At 56.2% G+C, this 19,363-nt stretch carries 14 protein-coding genes and 1 riboswitch; of the genes, 9 read left to right on the top strand and 5 right to left on the bottom strand.

The window, feature by feature from the left end; translation table 11 throughout:
- The first annotated feature begins 16 nt into the window (after nt 1-16).
- The 4 genes from BG910_RS02770 to BG910_RS12125 all read left to right on the top strand — a co-directional run bounded on the left by BG910_RS02770 (nt 17) and on the right by BG910_RS12125 (nt 3,786).
- Nucleotides 17-2,149 carry an alpha-galactosidase gene (locus tag BG910_RS02770; protein ID WP_089035524.1) on the top strand — a complete coding sequence of 711 codons (2,133 nt, stop codon included), beginning with the start codon at nt 17-19 and terminating at the stop codon, nt 2,147-2,149.
- A 260-nt stretch (nt 2,150-2,409) separates the two neighbouring features.
- Nucleotides 2,410-2,658, top strand: a complete 249-nt coding sequence (locus BG910_RS02765; RefSeq protein ID WP_325048908.1) for a hypothetical protein — start codon at nt 2,410-2,412, stop codon at nt 2,656-2,658.
- 454 nt (nt 2,659-3,112) lie between these two features.
- Nucleotides 3,113-3,349 carry a hypothetical protein gene (locus BG910_RS02760; RefSeq protein WP_089035522.1) on the top strand — a complete coding sequence of 79 codons (237 nt, stop codon included), beginning with the start codon at nt 3,113-3,115 and terminating at the stop codon, nt 3,347-3,349.
- Between the two features lie 146 nt (nt 3,350-3,495).
- Nucleotides 3,496-3,786, top strand: a complete 291-nt coding sequence (locus tag BG910_RS12125) for a hypothetical protein (RefSeq protein ID WP_123805303.1) — start codon at nt 3,496-3,498, stop codon at nt 3,784-3,786.
- A gap of 115 nt (nt 3,787-3,901) precedes the next feature.
- On the opposite strand, the gene BG910_RS02755 is transcribed toward BG910_RS12125, so the two are convergent.
- From BG910_RS02755 to BG910_RS02740, 4 genes are all read right to left on the bottom strand, one after another.
- Nucleotides 3,902-6,934: a glycoside hydrolase family 2 TIM barrel-domain containing protein gene (locus BG910_RS02755; protein ID WP_089037105.1), complete on the bottom strand. Its 3,033-nt coding sequence runs from the start codon at nt 6,932-6,934 to the stop codon at nt 3,902-3,904.
- A gap of 148 nt (nt 6,935-7,082) precedes the next feature.
- Nucleotides 7,083-8,081 carry a UDP-glucose 4-epimerase GalE gene (gene galE / locus BG910_RS02750; protein WP_089035521.1) on the bottom strand — a complete coding sequence of 333 codons (999 nt, stop codon included), beginning with the start codon at nt 8,079-8,081 and terminating at the stop codon, nt 7,083-7,085.
- A gap of 79 nt (nt 8,082-8,160) precedes the next feature.
- Nucleotides 8,161-9,639 carry a UDP-glucose--hexose-1-phosphate uridylyltransferase gene (galT, locus tag BG910_RS02745; RefSeq protein WP_089035520.1) on the bottom strand — a complete coding sequence of 493 codons (1,479 nt, stop codon included), beginning with the start codon at nt 9,637-9,639 and terminating at the stop codon, nt 8,161-8,163.
- Between the two features lie 3 nt (nt 9,640-9,642).
- On the bottom strand, nt 9,643-10,824 hold the full coding sequence (locus BG910_RS02740) for a galactokinase (protein WP_089035519.1): 1,182 nt from the start codon (nt 10,822-10,824) through the stop codon (nt 9,643-9,645).
- Between the two features lie 163 nt (nt 10,825-10,987).
- A riboswitch (TPP riboswitch) is annotated at nt 10,988-11,079 on the top strand.
- Between the two features lie 364 nt (nt 11,080-11,443).
- On the opposite strand from BG910_RS02740, the gene thiM reads away from it, so the two are divergent.
- The 4 genes from thiM to BG910_RS02720 all read left to right on the top strand — a co-directional run bounded on the left by thiM (nt 11,444) and on the right by BG910_RS02720 (nt 15,617).
- A complete protein-coding gene (gene thiM, locus BG910_RS02735) occupies nt 11,444-12,244 on the top strand; it encodes a hydroxyethylthiazole kinase (RefSeq protein WP_089037104.1) in 801 nt (266 codons plus the stop codon).
- Between the two features lie 129 nt (nt 12,245-12,373).
- On the top strand, nt 12,374-13,201 hold the full coding sequence (gene thiD, locus BG910_RS02730) for a bifunctional hydroxymethylpyrimidine kinase/phosphomethylpyrimidine kinase (protein WP_089035518.1): 828 nt from the start codon (nt 12,374-12,376) through the stop codon (nt 13,199-13,201).
- A gap of 385 nt (nt 13,202-13,586) precedes the next feature.
- Nucleotides 13,587-14,252 (top strand): thiamine phosphate synthase, encoded by a 666-nt coding sequence (gene thiE / locus BG910_RS02725; RefSeq protein ID WP_089035517.1) that lies wholly within the window; start codon nt 13,587-13,589, stop codon nt 14,250-14,252.
- Nucleotides 14,253-14,423: 171 nt separating this feature from the next.
- Nucleotides 14,424-15,617, top strand: coding sequence for an amino acid aminotransferase (locus BG910_RS02720; protein ID WP_089035516.1), 1,194 nt, complete (start codon nt 14,424-14,426; stop codon nt 15,615-15,617).
- Nucleotides 15,618-15,682: 65 nt separating this feature from the next.
- Here BG910_RS02720 and BG910_RS02715 read toward each other — a convergent pair whose 3' ends face one another.
- Nucleotides 15,683-16,942 (bottom strand): NRAMP family divalent metal transporter, encoded by a 1,260-nt coding sequence (locus tag BG910_RS02715; RefSeq protein WP_089035515.1) that lies wholly within the window; start codon nt 16,940-16,942, stop codon nt 15,683-15,685.
- A gap of 419 nt (nt 16,943-17,361) precedes the next feature.
- On the opposite strand from BG910_RS02715, the gene BG910_RS02710 reads away from it, so the two are divergent.
- Nucleotides 17,362-18,975, top strand: coding sequence for a tetratricopeptide repeat protein (locus BG910_RS02710; RefSeq protein WP_089037103.1), 1,614 nt, complete (start codon nt 17,362-17,364; stop codon nt 18,973-18,975).
- The last annotated feature ends 388 nt before the right edge of the window (nt 18,976-19,363 follow it).

The following is a 19,363-nucleotide window of genomic DNA, read 5'->3' as shown; positions in this document are numbered from 1 at the left end:
ACAAAGGAGTGGCAAAATGACTGCAAAAATCATCCGTTTGCAGAGTAAGGATACCGACCTGATCGTGCGCACCGAGCCTGCGGAAATCCTCTATTGGGGCGCGCACTTGGCGAATTTTGACGAATCCGACGTGTTTACGCTCGAGCGCGGCGTGTCCAACGGCAGTTTGGACGTCGATATTCCGATTACGCTGGCGGCGGAAAACGGCCGCGGCTTTTTCGGCGTCTCTGGCATCGAAGGCCACCGCGACGGGCTGGATTGGGCGCCGGTTTTCAATACGGTCAAAATCAGTCAGGAAAACAGCTGCCTGATTATCGATGCGGAAGATGCCGTTGCCAAACTGGGCTTGCGCAGCGAAATCGAAACCGATGAAAACGGCGTGTTCAAATTCCGCCATACCCTGACCAACCTCGGCGCGGGAAACTACACCCTCAACCGTCTCGCCGTTACCCTTCCGCTGCCCGATTACGCTGAAGAAGTATTGAGCTTTTACGGCCGCTGGTGCCGCGAATTTCAGGAAAACCGCACCAAACTGCGGCACGGCGCATTCGTACAGGAAAACCGCCACGGCCGCACCTCGCACGAATACTGGCCGGGCATGGTTGTCGGCAGCGAAGGCTTCAATCAGGAACACGGCCGCGTGTGGGGGCTGCATCTGGCCTGGTCGGGCAACCACCGCATCCGTGCCGACGTTTTAATCGACGGCCGCCGCCACGCCCAACTGGAAAACCTCTACCTTCCCGGCGAAATTGTGCTGGCGCAGGGCGAAAGCCACAGCACGCCGTGGGTGTACGGCACCTATTCCGACAGGGGCCTGAACAAAATGTCCAACCAATTCCACGACCATGTGCGCCGGCATATCGTCCGTTTCCGCAGCGCCAAACGCCCCGTACATCTGAACATCTGGGAAGGCGTAACATTTGACCACAAACCCGACCACATCATCGCCATGGCGGAAAAAGCCGCGCAGATGGGCGTAGAGCGCTACATCATCGACGACGGCTGGTTTATCGGCCGCAACGACGACTGGGGCGGCTTGGGCGACTGGTATCTCGACGGGAAAAAATACCCGCAGGGGCTGACGCCCGTCATCGACGCCGTAAAAAAACTCGGTATGGAGTTCGGCATTTGGGTCGAGCTGGAGATGATCAACAAAAACAGCAATCTCTACCGCGCCCATCCTGACTGGCTGTTGGCGCTCGACGGTTACGACCAGCCCGAAGAACGGCACCAGTTCGTCCTCGATTTAGTCAACCCCGAAGCCTTCGACTATCTGCTCGAACGCATGGATTGGCTCTTGGGCAACCACGACATCGACTACATCAAATGGGACCACAACCGCCGTCTGGTACAGCCCGGCCACCTAGGCCGTGCTGCCGTCGTCGCCCAAACCGAAGCCGCCTACCGCCTGTTTGCCATTTTGCAGGAACGCTATCCCGACGTAGAAATCGAAAGCTGCTCCTCGGGCGGCGGCCGCATCGACTACGAAATCCTGAAACACTGCCAGCGTTTCTGGGTTTCCGACAACAACGACGCCCTGATGCGCCAGAAAATCCAGCGCGGCATGAGCTACTTCTTTCCGCCTGAAGTCATGGGCTGCCACATCGGCGGACGCCACTGCCACACCACCCACCGCAACTTCTCCTTCCTCTTCCGCGGCCTGACCGCCCTGTTCGGCCACATGGGCGTCGAGCTCGACCCTGTCAAAGAAGGTGACGAAGAATGCGCAGGCTTTGCCAAATACATCGCGCTGCACAAAGAACTGCGCCCGCTCCTGCACAGCGGAGACGTTACCCGCCTCGACAGCATCGATGAAAACACACTCATCAACGGCGTGGTCGCCAAAGACAAATCCCAAGCCGTATTCCTCGTCAGCCAGCTCGATCAGCCCGAATACAAATATCTGGGACGGCTGCGCATTCCGAACCTGCAACCCGAAGCCCGCTACCGCGTCAAAGTATTGGCCGTAGCCGACTACATCCGCGAGGGTAGGGGCGGACACCTGATGAAAACCTATCCGCAATGGTTTACCGGCATTCTGGAGGGCAAAGAATATACCGTCAGCGGAGAATGGCTGGCCGACACGGGATTAAGCATCCCGAGCATCGACCCGCAAAGCGCCGTCTTGTTCGGATTCGAACGGGTGTAGCATTGCAGCAGAACGGGGCCGTCTGAAATTTCAGACGGCCTTTTTTTGGTTTCGGACAATGTGCGGATGTAGGCCGGGTTCTTGAATCCGACGGAAAGGCAATTCGGCGTAAGGGACATTTGGGGGCTAAAAACACCCGAAATGCCCCTTACGCCTATTTTTCAGACGGCATTTTTGTCATAATAGATTTTCTGTGAAACTGCGTAGGGTAGGCTTCAGCCCGCGCGGTTAATTAATACAGTGGTTTCGCAGGAAGTTTAATGAGTGATATAGGAGATAAAATGCTTTTCGCTATATTATTTTTCTTATTGACCTCCGCCATGCTTTACTATTTGCTGTTTGAAGACCGGGAAGAATTTATTGAGTGCATTAAATACTGTTTCAAACCCGATATCATGAGTGCATTTCAGGGCAAATTTTGGGAAGACAGGTGGGTGGAAACGAAAATACTGCTTTGGTTGGGTATCAGTTTGTTGGTGGGCATGTTGGTGTATATTAATTTTAAATAACGGATATTGGAGTTTGTTGATACACGATGCCGTCTGAAAAAATACAAACTTTTTCAGACGGCATTTTTTAACCCAATTCCCGCTGCTTACTACTCAAAATTTCATGCACGGTAAGGGAGGAGGCGGAGTAGTCTTTTTGGGCGGTTACGGGATCTAAGAAATGCAGCAAGCGTAGTACGAATGTGTTGAAACGGTAAAAATGTCGTCTGAAAGGTTGAAATGCTTTCAGACGGCATAAGAGTTTGTACGGTTACGCTTTGCTTGAGGCAAAACTAACCGCATCTACGTATGCTACGAATTTCAATAAGTATCTTTTTACAGTATAGGAAGAATAATTTTACCCGAAAATATATAAATTAACTTTATTAAAGTAAACCCAAATACTGTTTTTTTGTCCTACAGGTCCAATCTTTTGATTGAATTTGAGTAATCTTAACTTTTTAAGGAGAATGTAATGTTTGAATTAAATCTCCAACAGTTGGATATGGTCAATGGCGGGTTAAACCTTACATTGCGCCCTTTAAGTGAAAACGTAGAAGACTACAGGCGGCAGAGGCTTGGGGGATATTGGTGGAATGCTCTGCGCAATCAAGTTGAAGGCAATACGTGGTTTCATGATTTGCCTCCGATAAATAAAATAATGCCATATTTCTTTGAGTCTTTTAAAGGGATATGGCATATTTTGAAATAAATCCCAACAGTTAGATGATATGACCCTAAATAAAATGATGAGGAAAGCTTTTTTCTTTTTAATCCTTCCAATTTTACTGGCTTCCTGTACATAAAGAAGACGGGCAAGCCGACAAGCTAAAGCAGAATGAGACAACCAGGCAGACGGTGCGTCATGAAAATACAAAAACGGTAAGGGTGCGGGGAGGTATCCACTTTTCATTCGAACGTGCTGAATTTCGCTATAAAAATGAAAAATATTTCCTAATAGATGAACATCAATTACTCAATAAAATGATTTCAGCCGACCGAAACAGACAAAAAAGTTATGAAGTGACGTTGGAAAATGTCTGCTTGGAAGGGTATGAAAAAACAGCCTCACAAAACAATGGCAAAACGTTCGGCCCGCTTGGGCAGTATGAAAAAGCGTTTGTCGTAAAAGGCGTGTGTTATTTGTAAAACTGGTTCAATCCTGTCCTACAAAATTTGCACGTTTGATCTCAGCAAGCGTAGGATGTCTTGAAACGGTAAAAAAGCCGTCTGAAATTTCAGACGGCCTTTTTGTATTTCCTGCCTATTTCATCCTGATTTCAAAATGCCAGTCAAACGATGTTCCGTTGAAACGGTATTTGTCGTTCAGGTTGGGGCCGCAGGAGTTGGTGCCGATGCCGCTCATGCGGTAGTCGGCGCAGAGGACGGCGGAACCTGATTCGGTCAGTTCGTAGCCGTGTGCGGTATCGGTCAGTGCTTCCTGCGTGTAGGGCGAGAGGCTGAAGCTGAACGGTTTGGCTGCGCTCAGGGTGAAATCGGGCGTGTCGGCGAAACGGGTGCCGTAGTGGCTGCCGTTTTCCTGCGGTTTCAGATAATCCGTGTGGTTGGCTGCGGCGGTGGTGCGGTAGAAGCCGAGCTTGGCGGCATGGTGTTTGTCTTCGTAGCTTTCGCCGCTGCCGTAGCCGCAGTAGCCGACCTCCGCGCCGGCGTCGGGCAGGAAGAAGCGCAGGCCGAAGCGGGGCAGGTAGGGGAGTTCCGGCGCTTTTTCGCCGTGAACGGCCAGGCTGATGCTGCCGTCGGGTGCGATGCGGTATTCGGTGTCCAGCGTCAGGATGCGGGCGCGGGAGGTGGCGACGATGCCGGTTTTGGCGCGGATGACGACGGTACCGCCTTGCACTTCGTATGCGGTTTCGTAAGCGCGGCTGTATGCCTGACGGTAGCCTGCGTTCTGCCACAATACGCGGACGAGGCGGTCATTGTCGGTCGGGGCGCGCCAGATGTTGAAGTCGAGCGGTTCGGCAATCAGGTCGCGGCCGTCTTTTTTCAGACGGCTGAAGATACCTTTTTGGCGGTCGAAGGTGTAGGCAAACACCGGGCTTGCCAATTCCAGATAACGCCCGTTTTCGCGTACCTGCCAGGTTTCCGGTGCACGGCGCGGCGGCATGAACGGCCCGGTGTCGAAGCGGCGGGTCAGGTCGATTTGGTCGAACCCGAGGCTGTGTCCCTGCGGCAGCAGGGCGGTGGCGCGGTCGAGGGTGTATTCCAAATCGAGCAGGCAGAGTTTGCCGTCGGACGGCTGCGGCAGGCTAATCGGCAAAACGGCGCTTTGCGCGGGGGCGCAGGCGGTTTTCAGACGGCCTTCGGAGACGGTTTCGCCGTTTTCGGAATAACGCCAGCTAATGCTCAGGTAATCCTGCAAATCGGTGAAGTCGAGATAATTGGTGATGCGGATTTGGCCGTCTGAAAGACGGGCGCGGGCAGGGCGGTTGACGTTTTTCAGCTCTTTGAGGCCGCTGTGCGGCACGCGGTCGGGCGAAACGAGGCCATCCACGCAGAAATTGCCGTCGTTGGGCGTGTCGCCGAAATCGCCGCCGTAACCCGGTTTGCCGTCGGCGCGGGCGGGCGCGTGGTCGCACCATTCCCAAACGAAGCCGCCGCACGAGCCGGGATGGCGTTCGAAGGTTTGGAAGTAGTCTTCCAAATCGCCGTTGGAATTGCCCATGGCGTGGCTGTATTCGCACAGGACAAACGGTTTTTTCGCGCCGTTGCGTCCGGATACGCCGCCTTCGCTGTAGTAACGGTCGATGTCTTCGGGCGCGGCGTACATTTCGCTGTAAAAATCGATGTTGCCCAAATCGTTGGTGTGGCCGGAGTGTTGGTAGATCGAGCCTTCGTAATGTACGGGACGGCCGGGGTCGTGGCTTTTGATCCATGCGGCGGCGGCTTCGAAGTTTTCGCCGAAGCCCGATTCGTTGCCCAGCGACCAAATCACGACGGCGCTGCGGTTTTTGTCGCGCTTGATATTGGCGCGGGTGCGGTCGAGCACGGCGTTTCGATACGACGGGTCGCGGGCGAAATAACAGACGTTGTCGATGGCCTGCAAACGCATACGTTCGGTTTCCAAATCGTTGGAAACGTTTAGGAAAATGCTGGGCTCGGGCGATTTGACGTAAACCATGCTGGAGCCGTGGCTTTCGATGTCGCTCTCTCCGATGACGTAAAAGCCGTATTCGCTGCAAAGCTCGTTAAACCACGGCGAATTGGGGTAGTGGGCGGTGCGGATGGCGTTGATATTATGCTCTTTCATCAGGCGCAGGTCGGTTTCTGCCTGCGCGCGGCTGATGGTGTAGCCGGTTTGCGGGTCACTGCTGTGGCGGTTGACGCCGCGGAATTTCACCGGTTTGCCGTTGATTTTGAAGATGCCGTCTGAAATTTCCACTTGGCGCAGGCCGGTTTTTTGGGCGATGAATTCGCCGTTGCATTCCATCAAGAGCGTGTACTGCTGCGGGTTTTCCGCGTTCCAAAGCACGGGGTCGGCGATTTTGGCGCGAAACGACGTGTCGGTTTGGGCGTGCAGCAGCGTGCCGTCGGGCGCGTAGAGTTGGAACGAGACGGGTTGCGGCGTTCCTTCGAATTCGGTTTCGACGCTGATGGCCGCGCTTTTGAGGCCGTCTGAAAATTCTGTGCGGATAAAGAAGTCGGCAAGGCGGTTTTCGGGGCGTTCGAGCAGATAGACGTCGTCGAAAATGCCCGACATACGGAATTTGTCCTGGTCTTCCAGATAGCTGCCGTCGCACCATTTCAATACGGCGGCGACCAGTGTGTTGGCGCCGTTTTTCAGACGGCCTGTGAGGTCGAATTCGGAAGTGCTGTGGCTGACTTGGCTGTAGCCGACAAATTCGCCGTTGAGCCAGAGGTAGAAGCAGCTGTCCACGCCCTCGAAATTCAGGAAATAGCGCCGGCCGTCTTGCGGGGCGAGGTCGAACGTGCGGCGGTAAACCCCGCAGGGGTTGTCGTGCGGCACATAGGGCGGGTCGAACGGAAACGGGTAGTTGATGTTGGTGTAGTGCTGGTGGTCGTAGCCCTGCGCCTGCCAGCAGGAGGGAACGGGAATCGCGGCGTCAAAGGTGCAGTCGGACGGGTTTTCGGGCAGATCCTCCGCGCTGTCGAACCAGGCAAAATCCCACAGGCCGTCGAGCAGGGTGAAACGCGACGAATCTTCGCGCCGACCGCCCAAAGCCTCGGTTTCGGTGGCGCAGGGAATGAAGTAGGCACGGTGCGGCGTGGTGCCGACGTGGAGGATTTCGGGATTTTGATGGAACTGCTGTTTCAACATGATCATGCTCCTTTAAGGTCCGCCGGATATTGGGGCGGTTCGGCGTTTTCAGACGGCCTTCTGCGGTTGGGAAAACGCCGCAAAACGGGACGGATGGAAATAATGCCGTCTGAAAACCGCGCGGGGCGTTTCAGACGGCATCTGCCGGTCAGCGGTCGTCGTAGCCGTTCGGATGGGTGGAATGCCATTTCCAGGCGGTTTCGATGATTTTGCCGATGTCGTCAAACTGCGGCTGCCAGCCCAAGACGCTGCGGGCTTTGTCGGACGCGGCAATCAGCGTGTCGGGGTCGCCCGGGCGGCGCGGGGCGAATTCGGCGGGTATCGGTTTGCCGGTGACTTTGCGGGCGGCTTCGAGGATTTGCAGGTTGGAAAAACCGGTGGATGAGCCCAAGTTGAACGCGGTCGATTCGCCGCCGCGGCGCAGGTAGTCGACGGCAAGGATGTGCGCGTCGGCCAGGTCGAATGGGTGGACGTAGTCGCGGATGTTGGTGCCGTCGGGAGTGTTGTAGTCGTCGCCGAAAATCATCAGCTTGTCGCGTTTGCCCTGCGCGACTTGGAGGATAATCGGCAGCAGGTGGGTTTCGGGGTGGTGGTCTTCGCCGATGGAACCGTCGGGTTTGGCGCCGGCAACGTTGAAATAGCGCAGCGGCACGAATTTGATGCCGTATGCCTGATCCGACCAGCGCATCACGGTTTCCATCATCAGTTTGCTTTCGCCGTAGGGGTTGATCGGTTTCTGCGGGTCGTCTTCGCGGATGGGCATACGCTCGGGAATGCCGTAGGTGGCTGCGGTGGAGGAGAAGACGATGCGTTTGACGCCGCATTCGTTCATCACTTCCAAGAGGCTGACCATGCCGCAGGTGTTGTTGTCGAAATATTTCAGCGGTTCTGCCATCGATTCGGCCACCAGCGAAAAGGCGGCGAAATGGATGACGGCGTCGATGTCGGGATATTCGGCAAATACTTGGCGCATAAAGGTTTTGTCGGCCAAATCGCCTTGGAGGAACGTTGCGTCGGGATGGACGGCAGCGCAGTGGCCGGTGGCCAGATTATCGACGACGACGACTTTTTCTTTTCCCGCTTCAACGAGGCGGTCGACGGTGTGCGAGCCGATGTAGCCCGCGCCGCCCAATACCAATACGGTCATGTCTGTTTCCTTTAATGTAACCGGTCATTTTTGAATGAGGCCGTCTGAAAAAGTAAATCCGTTTTCAGACGGCCTGATTTTACAGAATGCCCACGCTTTCGACAAAACGTACAAACGCCGCCATGCCCTCGGACGTGCGTTTATAGACGCCGGCGTCTTCCAATACGCGGGCGAAAATTCTGCCGACGGATTGGCGCACGATATTTTGCGCCTCCGCCTCCGAAGAAACGGCGGGGTGTTCCGCTTTCAGACGGCCTGCCCAGCCTAGGTGGTAGCCCTCGACGCCGCAGGGTCGGCCGAGCAGGAATTTTTCCACTTCGCGCATTTCGTCTTTCAGGCGCGGCGGCAGAATGGCCAGCCCCATAACTTCGATCAGGCCGATGTTTTCTTTTTTGATGTGCTGGACATCGGGGTGCGGATGGTACACGCCGTCGGGGAATTCGGCCGAAGTGTGGTTGTCGCGCAGAACCAGATCCAATTCGTAGCCGCCGTCTTTTTGGCGGGCAATCGGGGTAACGGTGTGGTGCGGTTCGCCGCCGCTTTCGGCAATGACGTCTGCGCTTTCGTCGGAATAGCCGCGCCAGGCTTGGAGGATTTTTTCCGCCAGGTCGGTCAGGCGGGCTTTGTCGCCGCCGTTGAGGCGGATGACCGACATCGGCCATTTCACAATCCCCGCGCGGATGTCTTCAAAACCCGCAAAGGTAAAACTTTTTTCCACCGGCGCTTTTTCCATCGCAAAGGTGTGGCGGCCGGTCTGGTAGTGGTCGTGGGTCAGGATCGAGCCGCCGACGATGGGCAGGTCGGCGTTGCTGCCTGCGAAATAGCCGGGCAGGAAATCGGTGATGGCGAGCAGGCGTGCGAACGTTCGGCGGGAAATAACCATCGGCACATGGCGCGTGTCGAGGACGATGCTGTGTTCGTTGAAATAGGCATAGGGAGAATATTGGAAACCCCACGGCGCGCCGTCCAAATCCATGCGGATGATGCGGTGGTTGGCGCGGGCGGGGTAGCCGATGCGCCCCTGATAACCCTCGTTTTCCATACAGAGCTGGCAGGCGGGGTAGCCCGAGGGTGCGGCTTTTTTCGCGGCGGCAATGGCTTTGGGGTCTTTCTCGGGTTTGGAGAGGTTGACGGTGATTTCCAAATCGCCGTATCCGGTCGGCACGGTGTAGTAGATGTTTTTCGCAACGGCTTTGGTTTTGACATAGTCGTTGCGTTTGCTCAATTCATAAAACGCCGCCACCGCGCCGGCAGGGTCGTCGGCGTATTGCTCGTAAAAACGGCGGTTGACCGCGCTCGGCGGCGGCGTGATGAAATCCATCAGCGCCGCGCCCAGACATTCCCGCTCGTCGGCGGTTTCACCCGCCTTACCGTTGGCCGCCGCCAGCGCCACCAGCGCGTCTTTCAGATCGATCAGGTTTTCAGACGGCACATTATCTGCGCCGTCCCCGCCTTCGCCGACCAGTGCCAGAACGCGGTTGCAGAGGTAAACGAAATCCTCTTCTCCGTAACTGCTTTGGGCAATGACGGCGCGGGCAAACGCTTCAATCAGCTTCATGGCCTATGCCTCCGCATCTTCGTCAAGCACGCGGCTGCCGTCCGAAACCTCGGCAATGTAAAACGAGGGCGCATAGCCGACGGCTTCGGTATAGATTCTGCCCACGTTTTCCTGAAACGCGCCGACTTCCGCTTTGGCGACGATGGCAATCGCGCAACCGCCGAAACCTGCGCCCGTCATGCGCGCCCCCGCCACGCCCGGTTGCGCCCAGGCGGCGTGTACCAGCGTATCCAGCTCGCGGCCAGTCACTTCGTAATCGTGTTCCAGCGAAACGTGCGAAGCGTTCATCAGACGGCCGAACTTGGCCAGATCGCCGTTTTGCAGCGCCGCTTCGGCTTCGGTTGTACGGCAGTTTTCCCAAACCGCGTGGCGGGCGCGTTTGAGGCGGGCGCCGTCGCGAATCAGATAGCCGTATTCGTCAAACGTCTGCCGGTCGAGTTCGCCCAAGGTTTTGATATTCAACAGCGTATTGAGTTCGGCCACCGCCGCTTCGCATTCGCCGCGCCGCTCGTTGTATTTGGAATCGGCCAGCTCGCGGCGTTTGTTGGTGTTCATGATGACAATCACGTTGTCCTGCAAGTCCAGCGGCACCGTGCTGTATTCCAGCGTACCCGTATCCAGCAGGAGCGCGTGCCCCTTTTTGCCCATACCGATGGCAAACTGATCCATGATACCCGATTTGACGCCGATAAATTCGTTTTCCGTCTTCATGCCTGTTTTGACCAAATCCAAACGGCTGACGTCCAGACCGAACAGTTTTTCCGCAATAATGCCCGTGAGCATTTCCAGCGAAGCCGAGGACGACAACCCCGCGCCGTTGGGCAGGTTGCCGCACACCCACATGTCCATGCCCGTATCGATGCGGCAGCCGGCCTCCCGGAGAAACTTAATCACGCCTTTCGGATAGTTCGTCCACGAATGCGCCTTGTCGAAACGCAGATCCGCAAGCGGCACTTCGATCACGCCCGCATCCGCAAAATCGGCCGAATAAAAGCGCAGCATCCCGTCGGCACGTTTGCGCGCCGCGCCGTACGTTCCCAGCGTAATCGCGCAGGGGAACACATGGCCGCCGTTGTAGTCGGTATGTTCGCCGATCAGATTGATGCGGCCGGGCGAAAAAAACGCCGCGTCGGCTTCTTCGTTGAAAACGGCGGCAAACTGCCGTCTGATGTCGTGTACGTTCATAAAATCTATTCTCCGTAGGTTCGGGTTTTGAAAGAATATTACTTTTCCCCGCCTCATTCCAGCGCCTGTAAAGTTAAACGGCAGGTTGTTTGATTTGAATCAGGAGAGGCTTGCTCCGAACCGCTGAAACGGTTTCCCGCGCGTGCGGTTCTTTGCTAAGATGGCGGCAGAGTCGGGGTGCGGCGCAGCCGCTGAGATGATACCCGTGAACCTGATACGGTCAGTACCGGCGTAGGAAACTCAACTGCCGCGCAGCTTTGCGGATGCGGCAGAACAAAGGGCACAACCTGCGCGGGTTGTGCTTTTTTGTTTTTCAGACGGCCCCAAGCGCTAAAGATTGGAGGGGTTAAAAATAAGAAATACCTGCCGTCATGCCGTCTGAAAAAGTTAATTCTTCAACCGACGTCATTCCCGCGCAGGCAGGAATCCACGTTTGGTTTTTTTGAAACCTGTTTCAAAAAAATACATTGCTGGTTTTTAACCGTGGATTCCCGCCTGCGCGGGAATGACGTCCGTAAAAATTCTTGCACTGAGCGCAGTCGAAGTGTCAGACGGCCTTTTTGATGTTCAAAAAAACTCATGCCGTCTGAAACCCCGCCAAACCCAAAATGGAACCGATATGAAATTTTCCCTTTTAAACCAAGTACGTGTGCAGAATCCTTTGGTGCACAACATCACCAACGCCGTGGCCGCATATTTTGCCGCCAACGGCCTGCTCGCGCTGGGCGCGTCGCCGATTATGGCCGACGAAACCGAGGAAATGGCCGATATGGCCGCCATTTGCGGCGCGTTGCTGATCAATATCGGCACGCTGCGGCAGCCGACCATAGCCGCGATGCTGGCGGCGGGTGAGGCGGCGAATACGCGCGGTGTGCCGGTGGTGCTCGATCCCGTCGGTGCGGCGGCGACGGCTTTGCGCCGCGAAACCGTGGCGCGGCTGTTGGCGGAAGTGAAGTTCGCCGCCATCCGCGGCAACGCGGCGGAAATGGTGTTTATCGCCGGTCAGGCGTGGCAAGGTAAGGGTGTGGATGCGGGCAGCGGTGCGGCGGATGCGGCGCAGATTGCGGCAAAAGTGGCGGCGCAATACGGCTGCATCGCGGCGGTCAGCGGCGCTACGGATTATGTTTCAGACGGCCTGACCACGTTTGCCGTGAAAAACGGCACGCCGCTGTTCCCGAAAATCACCGCCTCGGGCTGCCTGCTCGGCTCGGTTATCGCCGCGTTTCTGGCGGTGGCGGAGAGGGCGGATTCTCTAAACGCTGTAACCCAAGCCTGCACCGTCTATGCCGTGGCAGGCGAACGCGCGGCGGCGGGGCTGGCGGAAACGCAAAGCGGCACCTTCGGCGTGAAGCTGGTTGACGCGCTTGCGGCGCTCACGGCGGAAGATGTGGAACGGATGGCGCGGGTTGAGGCCGTCTGAAAACTGTTGGGATTTCCGACGCAGGCCGGGCTTTAACCCGGCAAATCCGGCTGTAATGCTTTAACGGCTGAACCGGTTTCACACCGCAAGGCCGTCTGAAAACCATTTTAAAAAAACAGGAGAAACACCATGAGCAACACCCAAACCGAAACTTCCGAATTCGTCCAAGCCCTGACCATTGCCGGTTCCGACTCGGGCGGCGGCGCCGGGATTCAGGCCGATTTGAAAACCTTCCAAATGCGCGGCGTGTTCGGCGCCAGCGTGCTGACCGCCGTAACCGCGCAGAACACGCAGGGCGTGTCGGCAATACACCTTCTGCCGGCCGACATTATCCGCGCCCAAATCGAAGCCGTGCGCGCCGATTTCCATATCCGCGCGTTCAAAATCGGCATGTTGGGCACGGCGGACATCATCGAATGCGTGGCCGACAGCCTGCAAAACTGCCGTTTCGGCAGGCTCGTTCTTGATCCCGTGATGATCGCCAAAGGCGGCGTGCCGCTGTTGCAGGATTCCGCCGTGGAAGCGATGAAACGCCGCCTGCTGCCGTTGGACGAAGTGCTCACGCCCAATCTGCCCGAAGCCTACGCGCTCACGGGCGTGGAAATTTCAGACGGCCAAAGCGCCGCGCGCGCCGCGAAAATCCTGCAAGACGCGGGCGTGAAAAACGTCCTCATCAAAGGCGGCCATCTGAACGGCAGCGGAAGCCGGAGCTGCACCGACCGGCTGTTTGCCGAAAACGGCGAAATGCTGGAGCTGAACGCCGAACGCTACCCGACCCGCCACACCCACGGCACGGGCTGTACCATTTCCGCCTGCCTGACTGCCGAGCTGGCAAAAGGTTTCAGCATCAAAGAAGCCGTCGGCACCGCGAAAAACTTCATCACCGCCGCCATCTCAAACCCGCTGGAAATCGGCGCGGGACACGGGCCGGTGAACCATTGGGCGTATAGGGATTGAGGCGCGGAAAACGACAAAAGGCCGTCTGAAATGTTTGGAGCTCCACGAATCTGTTCCCTCTCCCGTGGGAGAACGCTGTTTGAATTTGAACAAATGTCGGTTGCGATGTGTAGGCCGGGCTGAAGCCCGGCCTACATGTTTCGGGTTGGATAGAAACGAAATCGGTTTGGAACAATTTGATCCGGAAAAAGATTTTTTGTTTTAGGTTTGGCTCAAGCCGCTGCTGTTCGGACTGTTTGGAGCGTGGCAGAATATTCAGACGGCCTTTTGTTCCCACAAATATTTACAGGCCGAGACCTTTGCACAAATTAAGAAACGTCTGTGAAAGTTTCATACGGCCTTTTACCCATTTTCATGCTGTCTGAATCCATCAGGAGAACCCGTTATGAATCCGCAAAAAATGCGCGAAATCCTCAACCTTTATTTTGTCGCCGGCACGCAAGACTGCCGCCATCTCGGCGCGTTGCCCGAGGAAAACCTGCTCGGCGTGTTGGAGCAGGCGTTGCGTGCGGGGATTAGCTGTTACCAGTTTCGCGAAAAAGGCGAAGGCTCGTTGACCGATGAAGCACGGATGCGCGCGCTGGCGGCGGCTTGCCGCGATTTGTGCCGCCGCTACGGCGTTGCGTTTGTAGTCAATAATGATGTTTATCTGGCTTTGGAACTGGGCGCCGACGGCGTGCACATCGGTCAGTCGGATATGCCGGCGGCGGAAGCGGCGGCTTTGTGTCAAGGCCGGCTGTTTCTCGGTTTGTCGCATTCGAATATGGCGGAAATTGAAAAAAGCCTGCCGCTTTCAGACGGCATCGACTATTTCGCCGCCGGTCCGATTTTTTCGACCGTTTCCAAAGACGATGCTTCGCCGCAAACGGGTTTGGACTTTATCCGCGCCATCCGGCAAGCGGGTGTGGACAAACCGCTGGCCGCCATCGGCGGCATCGGTGTGAACGAGGCAGCGGCAGTGCGCACGGTAGGCGTGGACGGCGTGGCGGTGGTTTCCGCGATTACGCGCGCGGCGGATATTGCGGCGGCGGTAGCGGCATTGCGGGGGTAGGGCGGTTTTTCAGACGGCCTTTTTTGATTTTCCCACCCGCCGCAGGCCGTCTGAAAATCCCCAAGTTTCCGCTGGAAAAATCCCGTTGCGCCCGTTTTCAGACGGCCTCAACAGGCGTAAAATCCGTAGGAATTTACAGTTTCTTAACCCTTTATTCAGAAAGAGTCAGCCATGTTTTTCGACCGTATCGAAGCCGCGCCTGCCGACCCGATTTTGGGTTTGGGCGAAGCCTTTAAAGCCGAAACCCGCCCCGGAAAAGTCAATTTGGGCATAGGCGTGTATAAAAACGCCGCGGGGCAGACCCCGATTCTGAAAGCCGTGAAAGAAGCGGAAGCGCGTCTGTTGGCCGGCGAAACCACAAAAAATTACCTGACCATCGACGGCATCGCCGCCTATAACGCGCAAACGCAAAACCTGCTGTTTGGCGCGGATCACGAAATCGTTGCGTCCAAACGCGCCAAAACCGCGCAGAGCTTGGGCGGAACGGGCGCGTTGCGCATTGCCGCCGAGTTTGTCAAACGCCAAACCGGCGTGAAAAACGTTTGGATTTCCAATCCGACCTGGCCGAACCACAACGCCATTTTCAAAGCCGTCGGCATCAATATCCGCGATTACCGCTATTACGACGCCGCCGCGCACGGCCTCGATTGGGACGGTCTGATTGAGGATTTGAGCCAAGCCGAAGCGGGCGATGTGGTGTTGCTGCACGGCTGCTGCCACAACCCGACCGGCATCGATCCCACGCCCGAGCAATGGGAAACACTGGCGGAAATGTCGGCCGAAAAAGGCTGGCTGCCGCTGTTCGACTTTGCCTACCAAGGCTTTGCCAACGGCCTCGAAGCCGATGCCAACGGCCTGCGCGCGTTTGCCAGGCTCAATAAAGAGCTGCTCGTCGCCAGCTCGTATTCCAAAAATTTCGGCATGTACAACGAGCGCGTCGGCGCGTTTACCGTCGTTGCCGCCGATGAAGAAACTGCCAACCGCGCGTTCAGCCAAGTCAAAACCATTATCCGCACGCTCTATTCCAATCCCGCTTCCCACGGCGGCGCAACCGTCGCGCTGGTGTTGGAAGACGCCGCGCTCAAAGCGCAATGGGTGGCGGAGCTCGACGAAATGCGCGGGCGCATCAAAGCCATGCGCCAAAAATTCGTGGCAACGCTCAAAGCCAAAGGCGCGGCGCAAAACTTTGATTTCATTATGGAACAAAACGGAATGTTTTCATTCAGCGGCCTGAAGCCCGAACAGGTCGACCGATTGAAAAACGAGTTTGCCGTGTACGCCGTACGTTCCGGCCGCATCAATGTGGCGGGGATTACCGATGACAACATTGATTATTTGTGCGAAAGCATTGTGAAGGTATTGTAAGCGCCGGTTGGAATGCAAAAGGCCGTCTGAAAGTTTTCAGACGGCCTCGTTTTTTTAACCGGCAATCAAACCAAAATACCCAAAAAGTTCAGCAAAAACAACACTGAAAAGCCCACCAGATAAATCATGCCGACGATGGTCAGCGCGGTCACGCCGGCGGAAAGTTTGTGTTTTTCGTCGTGGCGCACCAGCCGGTAGTTCAGCCAGGCAAACACGGGCGCGGCGAGAAAAGCGGTAATCATGGCGAATTTCAAAAGTTCGGCCAACGCGCTGTTGAACCACAAAATCAGCGCCAGCCCGGACAAGCCGACCCACAGAATCCAGCCGATTAAGGCTTTGTTGCCGAAGCTGTCTTTACCGCCGGCCAGGCGCACCGATTCGGCCATCGCGCGGGCGTAGCCGTCGATAACGGTAATCGTCGTGCCGAACATACAGGCAAAGGCGATAAACGCCACCAGCGGGCGCGACCAGTCTCCGATGGTCACGGCATACATATTCACAAGCTGGCCGATGTATTTCGCACCCGCCATCTGCACCTCTTCTCCGTTGCCGTATTGTACAAACGCGCCAAGCGCCAGAAAAATCACCGCCAGCACCGCGCTGGTGATAAAACCGACGTTGAAGTCGAACATCCCTTCGCGGTAGCCGACCGGATCTTCTTTTTGACGCGCCGTCACCCAAAGCGAGTTGATCGCCGAAATCTCAATCGGCGCGGGCATCCAGCCCATCAGCGCGATGATGAAGCCCAAAGCCGCCAGATTCCACGGAGAGGGTTCGACAAAATCGGGCGCCATCTGCATCCCGCGCGAAGCCGCAACTGCCGCGGCAATCACGGTTGCCACGCTCAGGCTGGCGACGATGATTTTCGACAGGCTGTCCAAAGCGTTATATTTACCTGCCAGCAAAATCAAAATACACGCGCCGATCACAGCAACCGACAGCACATCGTTGGAAACGCTCAGCCCCGGCAGCGCCATTTTCACAATCACCGCCGTCAACAGCGCCACCGCCGCCGCGTTAATCGTAGCGGCAAAAAACACGAGAATCAGGAATACCCACAGATAAAAACGGTTTTTCTCCGCATACCCCTCAATCAAACTCCTACCGCTGTCGAGCGTGTAGTGCGCACTGAAGCGGAAAAACGGGTATTTAAACAGATTGGTCAGCACAATAATCAGCGCCAACTGCCAGCCGTAAAGCGCGCCCGCCTGCGTGGAAGCAATCAGGTGCGAACCGCCGATGGCGGCGGACGCCATCAAAATCCCCGGCCCCAAAGCATGAAGCCGTTGGCGCCAAGAAAAGATTTCGGAATCGGAATGTTGCATAAGTTTTCCGCCGTTCAGACGGCCTCTTGATGAAAAAGGCGTATTTTAATGTAATCAAACGGGAGGTGTGGTTTTTTGTGCGCAATAAAATGGTGAAAATTTTATTGGGGCTATTTAAATATTTTTGAAATGCTTTTTTGATAGAATTTTATGCTGAAAATGTAAAAATAAACAGGCGGAAAACGTTTTTACAGACAACAGGCGGCGTAACGGACGCAGAGGCCGTCTGAAAACTCCCGGGTTGCTTTAGCCGGGTGTCGGGAGCACTTTCCGTCAGGCGTTTTGCAGACGGGAATCATCCGATTATCTTTTCAAACGGCCTTTTATCGCAAAAATACCACGTTCATACCACCTTAATTAACTATAACTTACCAAAACCAGTATAATGTTTCCTCTTGAGCTTTCCGACCGAAACCATCATGACCGACGCAACGCCCGAATCACTCTACCGCCAAGCCGAAGCTCTGTTGGAACAAAATCCCGACAGCCCCGAAGCATTCGCCCTGCTGCAACGCGCAGCAAGGCAGGGGCACGCCGAATCCGCGTTTCTGGTCGGCGCGATTATGCTCGAGCACCAAAACCCCGACCACCCCGCCATCATTTCATGGCTGGAAATCGCCGCCTCGCAAGGCCATCCCTACGCCACCTACAACATCCTGCGCCTGCGCGAAATGGACGGCGTATCGTTTGACCGCCATCTGGCTGTTTACACCAATCTTGCCGAAAACGGCATGACCGCCGCCCAACTCAACCTGCTCGAATACTATTACGACCGCAACGACCCGCAGGCCGTTTACTGGGCGCAGAAAACCGCCGCACAAGGCCATCCCTTCGGGCAATACATCCTCGCCAGCCATTTCCAGTTTTCCGGCGAACCCGACCTTGAACGCGCCCGCAACCTCTACCATGAAGCCGCCGAAAAAGGCTTGGGCGTCGCCCATTGGCAGCTCGGTCAAATCTACCGTTACGGCATCGGCACGCCCGTTGATTTAACATGCGCCGCGCAACACCTCACACCCGCAGCCGAACAAGGCATCATCGCCGCACAAGTCATGCTCGCCGATGTGCTGGCCAAACAAGGAAATCCCGAAGCGCTCCAATGGTACCGAGCCGCCGCCGACAACGATGACGACGGTGCCAAAGCCGAGCTGGCACAACACTACCTCACCGGCCGTCTGACCGAACGCGACCCGCTGGCCGCCGCCAAGCTCGCCAAAGAAGCCGCCGAATACGGCCACCCCGAAGCCCTGCGTCTGATGGGCGACCTCTACCGCTACGGTTTGGGCTTGAAAGCCGATGCCGCCACTGCGCAGGAATACTACCGCCACGCCGCCGAAAACGGCAGCCTCGCCGCCTGCCAAAAACTCCTCAGCGACGCCGCCCTGCACGACCCGCAGCACTACGCCCTGCTCAAAGAAACCGCCCTCCAGCGCCAAAACATCGAAAACGCCTACCAAACCGCCCTCGCCCTGCAGGAAGGCCGGGGGCGCAGCATCGACTACGACCGCGCGCGCAAACTGTTTCTCGAAGCCGCCGAGTTCCAACACATCGGCGCCGCCACCCGTTTGGGGCTGATGTACCGCTACGGACAAGGTGTCAAAATCAGCCCCAGACAGGCTGCCTACTGGTTTGAGCTGGCCGCCGCACAAGGCAACGCCACCGCCCAATACCACCTCGCACGCCAGTATTACTACGGACAGGGCGTTCCCTACAACCTCACGCTGGCCTGCTTCTGGCTGCAAGCCGCCATCATCAACGGCTACGAAAACCCCGAAACCTTCAAACACCTGCTCGCCAAATGGCAGCACGAACGCGCCAACCCGCAGCTTGAAAAACCGTTTGAACGCCCCGTTCCCCAGCCTGCCCCGCCGCAACCGGGCGAACGGCGCGCCATCAAAACCGCCGCACCGAAAACCAACGGCAACACCGCCAAGCCCAAAGCCGCCAAACCGATCCAGCGGCTCGACAGCTACAAAATGCGCGACAGCATCTCTGCCTCGCCTAGCCAAGTGGTGTATTACAAAACGTATTAACCTTGCCACAGGCCGTCTGACACTTCGACTGCGCTCAGTAACCGAATTTCAGACGGCCTGATTTTTTATAAAAACACACTAAGCTGCCGCAGGGCGGATATGCCGTCTGAAAACAAACGGTAAACATCCTCCCGATAAAAAGGCAGACAAAGACCGAGACTTTTGCACAAATCAGAAACGTCCGCTTAAAGGCCGTCTGAAACGGTTAACTCATCAACGGACATCATTCCCGCGCAGGCGGGAATCCACGTTTGATTTCCTGAAACTTGTTTCAAAACAAAATATTGCCTGTTTTGGGCCATGGATTCCCGCCTGCGCGCACTACCGTCCGGGCGTCTGGAATAAATTTTCCTGAAATATCAAACTGTTACAAAATTGACGTTTCAGA

The organism is Neisseria chenwenguii (genome assembly GCF_002216145.1).
GTDB lineage: Bacteria > Pseudomonadota > Gammaproteobacteria > Burkholderiales > Neisseriaceae > Neisseria > Neisseria chenwenguii.
This window is presented reverse-complemented; position numbering and strand designations above follow the sequence as displayed.

What these genes read in the sequence shown, in the direction of transcription:
- BG910_RS02770 (WP_089035524.1), top strand. Translation starts at nt 17, where the DNA reads ATGACTGCAAAAATCATCCGTTTGCAGAGTAAGGATACCGACCTGATC.
- BG910_RS02765 (WP_325048908.1), top strand. Translation starts at nt 2,410, where the DNA reads ATGAGTGATATAGGAGATAAAATGCTTTTCGCTATATTATTTTTCTTA.
- BG910_RS02760 (WP_089035522.1), top strand. Translation starts at nt 3,113, where the DNA reads ATGTTTGAATTAAATCTCCAACAGTTGGATATGGTCAATGGCGGGTTA.
- BG910_RS02755 (WP_089037105.1), bottom strand. Translation starts at nt 6,934, where the DNA reads ATGTTGAAACAGCAGTTCCATCAAAATCCCGAAATCCTCCACGTCGGC.
- galE (WP_089035521.1), bottom strand. Translation starts at nt 8,081, where the DNA reads ATGACCGTATTGGTATTGGGCGGCGCGGGCTACATCGGCTCGCACACC.
- galT (WP_089035520.1), bottom strand. Translation starts at nt 9,639, where the DNA reads ATGAAGCTGATTGAAGCGTTTGCCCGCGCCGTCATTGCCCAAAGCAGT.
- BG910_RS02740 (WP_089035519.1), bottom strand. Translation starts at nt 10,824, where the DNA reads ATGAACGTACACGACATCAGACGGCAGTTTGCCGCCGTTTTCAACGAA.
- thiM (WP_089037104.1), top strand. Translation starts at nt 11,444, where the DNA reads ATGAAATTTTCCCTTTTAAACCAAGTACGTGTGCAGAATCCTTTGGTG.
- thiD (WP_089035518.1), top strand. Translation starts at nt 12,374, where the DNA reads ATGAGCAACACCCAAACCGAAACTTCCGAATTCGTCCAAGCCCTGACC.
- thiE (WP_089035517.1), top strand. Translation starts at nt 13,587, where the DNA reads ATGAATCCGCAAAAAATGCGCGAAATCCTCAACCTTTATTTTGTCGCC.
- BG910_RS02720 (WP_089035516.1), top strand. Translation starts at nt 14,424, where the DNA reads ATGTTTTTCGACCGTATCGAAGCCGCGCCTGCCGACCCGATTTTGGGT.
- BG910_RS02715 (WP_089035515.1), bottom strand. Translation starts at nt 16,942, where the DNA reads ATGCAACATTCCGATTCCGAAATCTTTTCTTGGCGCCAACGGCTTCAT.
- BG910_RS02710 (WP_089037103.1), top strand. Translation starts at nt 17,362, where the DNA reads ATGACCGACGCAACGCCCGAATCACTCTACCGCCAAGCCGAAGCTCTG.